General features: G+C 35.0%; 12 protein-coding genes and 1 tRNA gene. 10 read left to right on the forward strand and 3 right to left on the reverse strand.

What is annotated here, in order from left to right; genetic code table 11:
• The first annotated feature begins 16 nt into the window (after positions 1-16).
• The 6 genes from ABWU29_RS00445 to rnc all read left to right on the forward strand — a co-directional run bounded on the left by ABWU29_RS00445 (position 17) and on the right by rnc (position 6,884).
• Positions 17-1,243 carry a DEAD/DEAH box helicase gene (locus ABWU29_RS00445; RefSeq protein ID WP_015589458.1) on the forward strand — a complete coding sequence of 409 codons (1,227 nt, stop codon included), beginning with the start codon at positions 17-19 and terminating at the stop codon, positions 1,241-1,243.
• Between the two features lie 203 nt (positions 1,244-1,446).
• Positions 1,447-3,753, forward strand: a complete 2,307-nt coding sequence (locus tag ABWU29_RS00450; RefSeq protein ID WP_141456698.1) for an AAA family ATPase — start codon at positions 1,447-1,449, stop codon at positions 3,751-3,753.
• Between the two features lie 64 nt (positions 3,754-3,817).
• Positions 3,818-4,714: a class I fructose-bisphosphate aldolase gene (locus ABWU29_RS00455; protein WP_041573616.1), complete on the forward strand. Its 897-nt coding sequence runs from the start codon at positions 3,818-3,820 to the stop codon at positions 4,712-4,714.
• Positions 4,715-4,719: 5 nt separating this feature from the next.
• Positions 4,720-4,791 (forward strand) — tRNA-Cys (locus ABWU29_RS00460).
• 130 nt (positions 4,792-4,921) lie between these two features.
• The gene (locus ABWU29_RS00465; protein WP_015589461.1) at positions 4,922-5,998 is read left to right on the forward strand and encodes a quinone-dependent dihydroorotate dehydrogenase; all 1,077 of its coding nucleotides are present in this window, start codon (positions 4,922-4,924) and stop codon (positions 5,996-5,998) included.
• Positions 5,999-6,185: 187 nt separating this feature from the next.
• The gene (gene rnc / locus ABWU29_RS00470) at positions 6,186-6,884 is read left to right on the forward strand and encodes a ribonuclease III (RefSeq protein WP_006279914.1); all 699 of its coding nucleotides are present in this window, start codon (positions 6,186-6,188) and stop codon (positions 6,882-6,884) included.
• A gap of 338 nt (positions 6,885-7,222) precedes the next feature.
• Here rnc and ABWU29_RS00480 read toward each other — a convergent pair whose 3' ends face one another.
• The 3 genes from ABWU29_RS00480 to ABWU29_RS00490 form a co-directional block, all read right to left on the reverse strand.
• Positions 7,223-7,765 (reverse strand): hypothetical protein, encoded by a 543-nt coding sequence (locus ABWU29_RS00480; protein WP_006279913.1) that lies wholly within the window; start codon positions 7,763-7,765, stop codon positions 7,223-7,225.
• Between the two features lie 109 nt (positions 7,766-7,874).
• Positions 7,875-8,405, reverse strand: coding sequence for a phospholipase D family protein (locus tag ABWU29_RS00485; protein ID WP_015589462.1), 531 nt, complete (start codon positions 8,403-8,405; stop codon positions 7,875-7,877).
• 857 nt (positions 8,406-9,262) lie between these two features.
• Complete coding sequence (locus tag ABWU29_RS00490; RefSeq protein WP_015589463.1) at positions 9,263-10,096, reverse strand: hypothetical protein; 834 nt, start codon at positions 10,094-10,096, stop codon at positions 9,263-9,265.
• 158 nt (positions 10,097-10,254) lie between these two features.
• Here ABWU29_RS00490 and ABWU29_RS00495 point away from each other — a divergent pair, with 158 nt between their 5' ends.
• From ABWU29_RS00495 to ABWU29_RS00510, 4 genes are read left to right on the forward strand one after another with little or no spacing between them, the layout of a single operon-like run.
• Entirely contained in the window at positions 10,255-10,893 is a 639-nt protein-coding gene (locus tag ABWU29_RS00495) for an HAD family hydrolase (protein ID WP_015589464.1), read from the forward strand.
• A complete protein-coding gene (locus tag ABWU29_RS00500) occupies positions 10,893-11,378 on the forward strand; it encodes an RDD family protein (RefSeq protein WP_015589465.1) in 486 nt (161 codons plus the stop codon). The genes ABWU29_RS00495 and ABWU29_RS00500 overlap by 1 nt, the downstream gene beginning before the upstream one ends.
• A 59-nt stretch (positions 11,379-11,437) precedes the next feature.
• Complete coding sequence (gene bfr / locus ABWU29_RS00505) at positions 11,438-11,914, forward strand: bacterioferritin (RefSeq protein WP_007549093.1); 477 nt, start codon at positions 11,438-11,440, stop codon at positions 11,912-11,914.
• 1 nt (position 11,915) lies between these two features.
• Positions 11,916-12,533, forward strand: coding sequence for an SURF1 family protein (locus ABWU29_RS00510; RefSeq protein ID WP_015589466.1), 618 nt, complete (start codon positions 11,916-11,918; stop codon positions 12,531-12,533).
• Positions 12,534-12,544: the final 11 nt, after the last annotated feature.

Below are 12,544 nucleotides of genomic sequence, written 5' to 3' on the forward strand. Positions count from 1 at the left end.
ACAGGATTAACGTATTGTGAATAATTTTCATGAGATGGGTCTCCCAGCTTCGCTTAGACAAGCTCTAGATAAAAATAATCTTTTCGTCCCAACTCCGATTCAAATACAAGCGATTCCCTTAGCGCTACAAGGTAAAGATATTCTCGGATCTGCTCAAACGGGGACTGGAAAAACTTTAGCATTTGCTATTCCGTTGGTTGCTAAGTTGCTGAATGAGCCTAACACTGGTTCAGCTTTAGTCATCGTGCCAACCAGAGAGCTTGCGCATCAGGTAACAAATGAGATAAGAAAACTCTTATCTCAAAATTCTGCACTAAGGGTCGCTTTGTTGATTGGTGGTGAGCCTATTTTTAGGCAGCTAAATCAGCTTCAGAAAAAACCACAAATTGTAATAGGTACTCCTGGTCGTATTATAGACCATATTGAGCGTAAAACTTTGATTACTCGCAATGTTAGCGTTCTTGTGCTTGATGAAACGGATCGTATGTTTGATATGGGCTTTGGAGTTCAGATTGAAGAAATTATGAAGCATTTGCCTAAAATAAGGCAAACTCTTATGTTTTCTGCAACTCTTCCTGGAGATATAGTAAAACTTGCTGAGAAGTACCTTAATCGACCAGAACGTATTTCTGTTGATTGTGAGGTTACAACTTCTGTAAAAATTAAGCAAGAAATTGTTTATGCATCAGAATCAGAAAAATATGAAAAGCTTGTTACACAACTATGTCAGCGCGAAGGATCAATCATTATCTTTGTCAAAACAAAGCGAGGAGCGGATCAGCTAGCTAACAGATTGCACAAAGATGACTATAGCGCTTTAGCAATTCATGGTGATTTAAGGCAGCACAAGCGCGAAAGGGTCATTAATTCTTTTCGTCGTGGCCGTAATCAAATCATGGTTGCAACAGATGTTGCTTCTCGCGGCCTTGATATTCCCCACATTCAACATGTTATCAATTATGATGCACCACAATCGCAAGCTGACTATATTCATCGTATAGGTAGAACTGCACGCGCTGGAGCTGAAGGGTATGCGCTATCTTTTGTTACACCTCAAGATAAGAGAAGACTGCCTGTACTGGCAGACAAAGAAGGAGAGCTAAATTTTGATTGTAGTGTGCAATTTAAAAAACGTAACAGCAAAAAGGTCTTTAAAAGGCCAAGTACGTTAAAGACTAAATACGGTAGAAAAAAGATCAATGCATTTAAGAAGAAAAGCAGAGTACTAGAAAAAGCGTATTAAATAGGATTTACCTACAATTTGATAAGCGTAAAACTCGTCATTCCGCTACTCATTAGCGGAATCTATGCTGAGATATTGCGGTGCTATGACGTAGATCCAGAGTGGGATTCAAATTGGCTACAGCGAACTGCTGGATTTCAAATTTTTTAATAATTGTGTGCTATTCATTATATATGAGTTCCCACTTTTAAAGAGAATAGGAGATGATTTCCAAAAACTTAGAGGCAAGTTTGAATAGAGCACTATTCATTGCTTCTAATTTTAATCTTAAATATGCGAAAGTAGAACATTTATTGCTGGCGTTAACTAAAGACGTGGATGTAAATTACGTTTTATCAAGATGTAATATCAGAGCCGATGAAATCATCAGTATGGATAACATTCTATCAAGATGCAATATTAAGGCTAATGATTATAATAATAATATAAAAGGGTTTTTACAAAGCAGTTCTGAATTGATTATCAGTGGAGTTAAACCTAGCTCAATGTTTCAATGCATAATACACAGAGCAATAATACGGGCTCATAGCTTGGGAAAAAAAGAAATAAATGGAGCAAATGTTCTAGTAGAAATTTTGTCTAGGCAAGACTTATACGTTGAAAATCTATTGCAGAAACAAAATGCGAAAGATTCCAATTTGATTTACCATATATCTAATATGAAATACTTGAGCGATATAGATGAATACACCACCAATCATAAAGTAAAACTTGATAAAAATAATGACGCTCCTACTACAGTAAATAAAGGTGAGCTACTAAAAGATGAGGAAATTCTACAAAGTTATTGTAAAAATTTAAATGACTATGCAAGAAGCAAAAAAATAGATTATGTTATTGGTCGTGATTATGAGTTAAATCGCACTATAGAAATATTATTGAGGCGTAGAAAAAACAACCCTTTATATGTTGGAGACCCAGGTGTTGGCAAAACAACAATAGTTGAGGGTTTGGTACTCAAGATCATTGAAGGCAGTGTTCCAAGTGCGCTCAGGTCCAGTATAATTTATGCTTTGGATTTAGGATCACTCCTTGCAGGGACACGCTACAGAGGTGATTTTGAAGAGAGAATAAAATCTATAATAAAAGCAATTGAGGCAAAACCAGGTGCTATCCTTTTTATTGACGAAATACACACTATCATTGGAGCAGGTTCTACAAGTGGTAGCTTTCTTGATGCAGGTAACCTACTCAAACCTGCGCTTGCAAGAGGTACACTGCGTTGTATAGGTGCAACTACATATAGAGAATACAGCGCTAGTTTTGAAAAAGATAAAGCACTAGCGAGAAGGTTTCAAAAAATTAATGTTAAAGAATCTTCTGTTAATGAAACGATAAAGATACTAGATGGCATAAAGCACTACTATGAAGGGTATCATGGAGTATATTATACAAAGAATGCCATTAGGTCTGCGGCTGAACTTTCGCATAAGTATATTACTGGGCGAATATTACCTGATAAAGCGGTTGATGTTATTGATGAGGCAGGGGCATATTGTAAATTGCTAAGAAACAGGGGTAAAATTGTAAATAGTAGAGATATTAAGAATACCATTACTAGAATTACAAATGTGCCTTGTGGATCTGAATCTGATGATTTGCAGAAAGTAAAATCTTTAAAAGCTAATCTAGAGAAGGTGATTTTTGGCCAAGAGCAGGCAATAGAATCTCTTGTTAGTTCTATTAAAATTGCTAAATCTGGGTTGAGAAATTACAATAAGCCTTTAGCAAATTATCTTTTTGCAGGACCAACCGGTGTTGGTAAAACCGAGCTAGCAAAACAATTATCAGAAAGCATGGGCATGAATCTTATACGCTTTGATATGTCCGAATATATTGAATCTCATACGATATCAAGGATGATTGGTTCTCCTCCTGGATATGTAGGTTATGATCAAGGTGGATTACTCACAGAGTCTGTATCTAACAATCAATATAGTGTTGTGCTGCTTGATGAAATTGAAAAGGCTCATAGCGATATCTATAATATATTGCTACAAATTATGGATTATGGCTGCGTTACAGACACTTACGGACGTAAAGTTAACTTTTCCAATATAATTTTAATTATGACAACTAATGCAGGAGCAGTTGAACGCAGCAAAAGTTTTGTTGGCTTTGGGCATAAAAATTTTAACATTGGTGATAGTGAAAAAGCGATAGAACAGGTTTTTAGCCCTGAATTTCGTAATCGTCTTGATGCGATTATTTCTTTTTCCGACTTAAGTACGGATGTGATTTTGCATATTGTGGATAAATTTGTCCTAGAACTGAAAAAGCAACTGACACAAAAAGGCATAAACTGCTTGGTAGAGGATGAAGTGAAATCTTATCTTGTACAAATGGGTTATAGTAAGGAAATGGGAGCACGTCCGATAGAGAGACTTATTGAAAAAGAGATAAAAAGTTACTTAGCGGAAGAAATACTGAATCGTAAATTAATAAAAGGAAAGAAATTAAGAATCTATATGAATAAAGTAGAAAATAAAATTGCTTTTGATATAGTTTAAAATCCTTGTATTGAACTTCATCTTTGTTACAATCTATAACTTAAATTCAATTTGAATTATAGTGATAAGTGATAAAGTAAAACAAGTCCTAAGCTACTACGAAAGTGAAAACCCTGGGGTAAAAGCAAATCTTACTCGTATTCTCATGCATGGAAAGCTTGGCGGTACTGGCAAGTTAGTGATTCTGCCAGTAGATCAAGGATTTGAGCATGGTCCAATTAAAAGTTTTGAAGTTAACCCTGATGCTTATGACCCACATTATCATTTTCAGCTTGCGGTTGATTCGGGAGTAAGTGCATATGCTGCTCCACTTGGTATGATTGAAGCTGGTGCTGCAACTTATGCTGGAATGCTCCCACTTATTTTGAAACTTAATAGTTCCAACTCTTTACATTCAAAGGATCTAACCTCTGATCAGGCAATAACCTCTTCTGTGAAAGATGCGCTGCGTTTGGGCTGCTTAGCTGTCGGATTTACTATATATCCTGGTTCTGCTAAGTGTTTCGATATGATGGAAGAAGCCCGTGGAATCATAGCTGAAGCCAAATCTTATGGGCTTGCAGTAGTGCTATGGTCTTATCCACGCGGTGAAGGAATTTCCAAAGAAGGTGAAACAGCGGTTGATGTTATTGCCTATGCTGCACACATGGCAGCTTTGCTTGGCGCTAATATAATAAAAGTAAAACTTCCAACTAAATATTTGGAAAGGGAGAAAATAGAAACAGAAAATATTGAATCATTACCTAAAAGAATTGAATATGTTAAAAGATCTTGTTTTGCAGGAAAAAGAATAGTAATTTTTTCTGGTGGCGAGTCGAAATCAGTGAATGACATATGCAATGAAGCGAAAGAAATTAAGCAGGGTGGTGGTAATGGTTCAATCATTGGACGTAACACTTTCCAACGCAAAAGGGAGGAAGCTTTATCTATGCTAAAAGATATAATGGATATCTACACATAAAAAACGGCTGGGTGGCAGAATGGCTTATGCAGAGGACTGCAAATCCTTTTATACCGGTTCAATTCCGGTCCCGGCCTCTTTCATTTTCTATATCTTGTAAAAGTTGCTCAATTCAACAGTAGCTTTAAGTGTGTAACCTATAGAGAAAATTATTCATAAGTAAAATCAATTTCTTTTCAAGTTATGGTTATACTCTTATAGCGTTTCATGGTAAAAAATAAACTAAAAATAAGCAAAGTGTTTTACAAAATGATATTACGTGATTTATTGTTTTTACTGCCGCCCGAAGTTGCTCACTCTTTGGCAATTATGGCATTAAAGAAAATACCTTATAAGAATCCTATAGAGCTACCAGAATCTTTGAGTGTGAATTTTTTTGGTAATAAGCTCAGAAGCCCCGTGGGTCTGGCTGCAGGTTTTGACAAGAATGCAGAAGTTATAAGGCCTATGCTTTCATTTGGTTTTGGATTTATTGAAACTGGTACTGTAACTCGTAATCCACAATATGGAAACAAAAAACCAAGAATTTTTCGGTTAATTAAAGATCAAGGGGTAATTAACAGATTGGGATTTAACAATAAAGGAATAGACTACTTTCTTAAACAAATAGATAAAACCAAGCTTGATGATTGCATTTTTGGCATCAACATAGGAAAAAACAGTACATCAAAGGACCAAATCAGCGATTATGTTGACTTAATAAAGATAGTATATGGAAAAAGCAATTATATAGTGCTGAACATCTCATCCCCAAACACGCCTAATTTACGCAATCTGCACAATAAGCAAGAATTATTGGAATTGTTGAAATCCGTAACTCTAACCCGGAAATCAATTGATAATTCTAAATCCATACCAATAATATTAAAAATCTCACCAGATATAGATCAGCAAACGAAAGAAAATATCGCTGAGCTTGCGTTGGAATATAAGATTGACGGATTAACAGTGAGCAACACTACGATCAGTCGGAATAACTTACATTCCCACCACAACGAGAGTGGTGGGTTGAGTGGCAAACCGCTGTTTAAACTTTCAACCGAGTTATTGAGCGATATGTACAAACTTACTAAGGGCAAAATATTGTTGGTAGGATGCGGAGGAATCTCAAGTGGTGCTGATGCATATAAAAAAATAAAGGCAGGAGCTTCTTTGGTGCAGTTGTACACTGCTCTCATATACCACGGACCTCAAGTTGTAAACAAAATTAATCTAGAACTTGCAGAACTAATAAGGAGAGATGGATTTAGTAACATTAGTGAGGTGGTGGGTTGTATACATTAAACATCTTCTCTGTCACCTAAGTAGCCGACACTGGAATAACATCGATGAATCATTATTCAAATAATGGTTATGCAAGAAGTCTATTAAACTGTATATTTTGGAAGTTGTTGGTATTATTTTAATAAAACAAAACTAATTCTTTGGTATAAAGGTGTGGTAGGAAGTGTTATTCTTTTAAATAATGGGTATGAAGAGTTTGAATGATGCAATATCTAAGATCATTGATTATAAATTTACAAATTATGCAATATTAGAAGAGGCACTAACTCACCCAAGCGTAAATAAAAGGAATAGCAAAAACCAGATTGTAAGCTACGAAAGACTAGAGTTTTTGGGCGATAGTGTTTTGAATATGGTTGTATCTGCCACACTGTTTAAACTATTTCCTGAAGAAAAAGAAGGAGCATTGGCAAAAAGAAAGACGGATTTAGTTTGTGGCAACACCATTGCTAATGTTGCTAAAGAAATAAAATTAGGCAGCTTTATCATCATGAATAATAGTGAACGCTGCAATGGAGGGAGATGTAACTTAAAAAATTTAGAAAACTCGCTTGAAGCACTAATAGGTGCAATTTATATTGATGGCGGGCTTGAAAATGTTGAAAAATTTATTATCCAATATTGGGAAAAGCTAGCTAAAGGCATGCTTGACCCCCCTCAAGATCCTAAAACCTCACTGCAAGAGTGGACTCAGAAAAACAAATTGCCTTTACCAGAGTATGAGCTTGTAAAACAAACTGGACCAGCGCACAATCCTGAATTTACTATATCAGTTTGCATAGAAGATTATGGTAAAGTTTCTGCATGCGCTTCTAGTAAAAAGATTGCTGAACAAAAAGCTGCTGAGTTGATGCTAGAAAAAATTGGAAAAGACGCTTCAGTTTAGGCAAAATAGGCATTAATGTAAATTTTAAGGAAGCTAATAGCGTTTAGGGTAAATGGTCAATTTAAGGAGAAGCATAGTATTATTCATAAAAAAGTTGATCTACCAAAAATCAAGCCTTATGTAGTGGAATATCAATGGCTGTTGTCGGAGATGCGGAAAAAAAGAAGTAGCAAGTTACCAAAAGGTGTTATGCCAGATACATTTGGTCCAAGAGTTGTTTTGTGAAGTTGACAGAGTCAAGGAGAATGAAAGTTTTAAAAAATAGCATATTTTTTAATTATAAAAATTTGATATTAACTGTTGTTGGTTGATTGAGTAAAAACCAGTGAATGGTCACGTTAAAACATATTTTTAAATTTCTGCCAAAATCCTGGTTTATTATCATTAACCTTTGTAAATGTTATATTTAAACTGTATTTCGGATCATTTGGCACGTCGTATTTTATGCTAAATGTTGAAACTTTATCGTTATTGTAAATATGTACATCATCATATGATAGCTTTGTTGTGTAACACTTTACATACTTTTGCTTATCATGCACTAAATCACCTGACTCCCTTTCTAGTTCCACAAATTTCGTTTTTTTCTGACATTCCTTCATTTTTATTAAATCCTTATCTAGTGATATTGAAACTGGCAACGTATTTCCAGCATATTCTTTAGCTAAAAGTTCACTTTGAGGATACATTTTTATTTCCCTGCCAAAATGTGAGTCTATGAAATTATTACTCCAAAATTTATCGCCAGAATGCACGTACTCATCAGTAGCATACGGCACCCCACCATAATTGCATTGAACTTTGTAATCTCCAACACCGTTGTTTTGAAAAAAATCATGAATAGCAGTGTAGCTACCGGCAGCATCATTTATATAATCCATTACTTTATTCCTTAAATTTTTAGTTCATTATATCATAATCATTATGCCAATCAATCAAAAAAGCTCTCCCTTGCTGTTTTTAAAACTGATTTTGAGCAAGCGCTCTCGATTAGTTGGGAGCGTATTTGTAAGATTGTGACATTCGTGCCTCCCAGTTTTTCACATACTGCTGAATCAATTCAGGATAATCTGTAATAATTAATAAATTTTCAGCATTTCCTTTTTTAGCTGTCTTACTAAGGTTAAATGACCCTGTGATGACTTTTTGATTGTCAACAATCATTATCTTATTATGAGCAATCTTTGGCTTATCATCGATCCAAATTGGTACTCCACCTGAAAATAATTCATTTATAACACTATATTTTGAGTAGAGTTGCGATTTATCTAAGATGACTTTAACATCAACACCGCGTTCTTTAGCATTAATCAAAGATTTTGCAACTGTTCCAAGAGTAAATGTATATTCTTGAACTAAGATAGATTTTTTAGACTGATCTATTACGTTGATTATCGGTACAGCACAATCTTCTCCAGGTGAAAAGCAAACCGTAGCTTTTGGGCAGGGCGAAAATATAAAACCCGCATAGTAATACAGAGAAAAACACATTAACAAGAATAAAAAGTGAAAAAGCCTCACAACAACCCACCCCCGGATATACGGCGATAGGCTACATTATAATTTAATCACCTGTCAATAGACTTCTTGCATAGTTTTTGGCAACAACCGTTAGAAACGAAAAAACTTACTTGACAAACTCCGCCAGCCCCCTTATCATGAAACTGAAAGTATTCAGTTATCTTCATCTGTGCAGATTAAACAGCAAGAAAACAACGTAGTTGGCGTCTTATTTTTAATTTTTTGCACTATGTGCACCTTATGTCTTCACAATATTTCTAGGTTTTTACCTACACAAGCTGAAACGCGCTTATAAGTCGTTTAAGACAGTATAGTACGCCAATTTGCAGGATTAGGGAGTGACAACTAGCTAACACGGGGTTTCTTTTGCCTTTTTTTCTGCTTAGTAAATTTCTTAAACATTTAAACTAAGGTGAGTTGCATTTAAAAGCAGCTAAATTGCAGTGTTTAAGACTTAAAAAACGCCAATGTTCTAAAATAGATATTAGCTGGGGCTTCTTTTGCCTTTTTTTTCGCTTGGTAAATTTCTTAATGTTTATAGCTAACATGAAGCTAAGTACGAACTTTGTTAAATACAACAAATGGTGTCATCCCAGTGCTCCTTTTTTTGTCATCCGAGTAGCTGACACTGGGATCTATTTTGCATGTAACTCCAATTGTGTTTTGGCATAAAACGCGACGCGTATTAGACTTATTTGCAAGCAAAGCTTGCTAGATCCAAGTAGTCAGGGCACTGGGATGACATCATAGGGACACTGGGATGACACCCTGACAATCGTCATCCCGCTACTTGTTAGCGGATGAGATACCGCGGCGGTATGACGGTTCGTGGTGGTATAATGAAGCTTGAAAGCGGATCACCTTTCACGACCCGTGTTTACTTCATTCACTTTAGGAGTATTAACAGGCGTTATTGCCGGGTTCTCAAGCTTTGTTGCCTGCTTCAAACCCTCGCTTACACTTTTGTCCTTTAAAATTTCATCAAGCTGCTTACTCTTTTGTTGCTCTTCGTTATTTGACGTATCTCTTTGAGCATCTTCTCTCATGTCATGAGTATTCTCCACACTCTTTTCATCCTCACCCAAAAGTTTTTCTAATATTTTCTTAACAAAGCGCTTCAGAAGACTCAAAAACCCTTCTTCTTTTTGATTTTCTTGTGGTTGAGGCGTGGTATCTTTTTTGTCCGGCTCAGTGTTGAGCTTCTCTTTTACAGAACTCTTGCTCACTGAGGGACTAACGATGTGCTCTGATGGCTGTGTATCTGTTTGTACAGAAGCCTCAGAAGTCTTTTTTTGTCCACTCTGTTCAACACTTTTACCTTCTGTTGTAGTTTCTCTAAGAGTGTTAGCTGCTTCTTGAAATTTTTTGTCATTTTTTAATTCTGCAACTTTTTCACTTGTGAAGATGCCCTTCCCTTTATATTGTTGGTCAAGCTCAGCAATTCTTTCAAAATCTTGACGTGCTTTTTCATCTGCACGTCCTTCTTGACTTTCAAGTTTCTGATTCAATTCTGCAACGTTTTTCATTTTGTTCTCAAGCTCCTTACTTTTCACAGCTTTTAGAGCCTTTGTTCCTTTTGCGATATAATTAACCTTCTCTTCTAATGAAGTACCTTCTGGAAAAGCACCTGGAGAACGTTCAAAGACGTCTTTAAACTTTTTTTCAACACTTTCTTGAGATGTCTGGGCCATACCTATTACCTATTACCTATTAAAACATATCATATAACCAGTATATTAGCTAATTATATAAAAAACAGTTAACATAACTTGTGGTAGAGCGTCCTATTTATATCTTTTTCATTAAAATGCTATTTATTTATTAACTTAAAATATATAACAATATAGAAATGAAAAACAGCCCATTAGCAGTAGTATTCGATTGGGATAATACCTTAGTTGACACTCAAGATAATATTTTTAATGCTATTAAGCATACCATAAACTCAATGGGGTATAGTAATAAAGCTGCTGATAGAAATTCCCATGAGTCGAGAAAGAGCTATATGGTCAATTTATTTGGCGATCAGTGGAAAAAAGCGAATCAGATATATCAACAATACTTAGATAATGCGCTATTACAAAACATTGCTCTGAATCAAGGAGTAGAGGAAATGTTGCAGACACTGAAAAGCCACAATGTTTATCTAGCAATAGTAAGTAATAAGAAAAATACTAATTTACGTGAAGAAGTTACCTATTTTAAACTGGATTCTTACTTTGAAAGAGTGGTTGGGTCATGCGATACCGCGGAAGATAAACCATCTGCAACCCCACTGCTATTTGCACTAGAAGAGAGTACGTTGCCTATAAATAGAGAAAATGTGTTTTTCGTTGGTGATAGCATCACAGATGTTCTGTGTGCACAAAATGCCAATTGTTTACCTATTATATACGGTCAATCAATAAGCGGTTATGAAGATTTGTTATGTTTTCAACATTTTGATAAACTTACAGATTTTGTAATAAAGTATTTAGAAGATAGGTAATGACAGAGATTGCCAGCATAAAAAGGCGCTTTTGCGCGTATTTAATAGATGTAGCAATTTTATTAATTCCAACTTTATTAATTATACTGCTATTAGAGGATTCTCCGTTGATCTTACATCTATCATACATGTGTGTAAATTGTAGTTACTTCACATATTTTATATCTTCAAAGGCCCAAGCAACTCCCGGCCAACAGTTACTGAATATATATACTATCAATTTAGATAATTCTAAAATAGACTTGAATTTAGCGTTTGACAGAAGCACTTCCCAGTTTTTTCTTCCTTTGTTAAACAGTGTAGCAGTTATCCTTACTGAATTTTTGCAAGATCAGGAAGTATTAGTGAATGTCTTGAGTGCATTGAAAGTAATGATAGTGCTGCTCACTCTCTGCTGGTATCTAGTTGCTTGTTTTTCTAAAAAGAAACAGACATACCACGACATGCTATTTAATACGGTTGTTATCAAAGGAACTATTAAATGAGTTGCTATAACTATCGTTATCATATAAATTATGCTGATGAATTGAACTAAGGGAAGATTATGAATGAAGAGATAGTAAAACATTTGAATAAATTATTGACCAATGAGCTGACTTCTGTACGCCAGTATCTTTTGCATTTTGCGATTCTCAAAAATAATGGAATTAATAGACTTGCAGAAAAGGTAAAAAATGAGCTTAACGAAGAACTTGAACATGCAAACAAGTTGGCAGAAAGAATTTTGTTATTTAAAGGAGTTCCAAATTTTCAGGATACAAACGAAATATCAAAGCATGATGGAAAGTTTACAAAAGACACAATACGGAAAATCTTAGAAGCTAATTTGAAATTAGAGGGAAAAGGTATTAAGGATATCAAAGAAACGATTTCTATCGCTGAGAAAGAAAAAGATTTTGTTAGTGTAATGTTATTAGAAGAGATGTTAAAAAATGAAGAAGAGCACTTCCATTGGATTGAGAAACAGATTGACCTTATTGAACTAATGGGTGTTGAAAACTATTTAAGAACACAAATATAGAGTGTTAAAAAAAATAGTATTTATTTTAATTGTACCTTGCTTGCTCCTTTTTTTATTAGGATTATGGCAAGTATTCAGATTGAACTGGAAGAATAATATTATCAAAAATATGAGTCTTCCAGTTGTTCATCTATTGCCCAATAACGACCTTGAAAAATTTAACTATAGGCATGTCAAGATCGATGGGATTCTAAGTGACATAGAACTATATGTTTTTGCAGGGCAATATGGATATCATGTGTTATCTCCTATGCTACTTACTACTGGAAATTATATGCTAGTGAACAAAGGAATAGTTAAAGAAAAAAAAGAGGAAAGAGCAAAAATTGAAAAAGTAGCTGCAGGTGGAGTTTTATATTGCAATAGCAGTAAAAGCAAAAATTGGTTTATCAAGAACGATACTACTTCGAATACATGGTTTACCCTGAGTACAGAAGAAATTTCCAATGAGTTAGGTATTAAGCTAGAGAAGTGTATATTGTGGCCGAACAATTTTGGCAGCAAAGTAGCTATACAGCCAATGAAGCATTTGGAATATGCAATCACTTGGTTTGCACTTTCCTTAATTTGGTTGATTATGTGCGTAATTTACTATAGGCAAAACCTCAATAAAGCTTGAAGCTTTCTGTA

Origin of the sequence: Wolbachia endosymbiont (group A) of Phasia obesa (assembly GCF_964028125.1) — a bacterium.
In the GTDB taxonomy this organism is placed as follows: Bacteria; Pseudomonadota; Alphaproteobacteria; order Rickettsiales; family Anaplasmataceae; genus Wolbachia; species Wolbachia pipientis.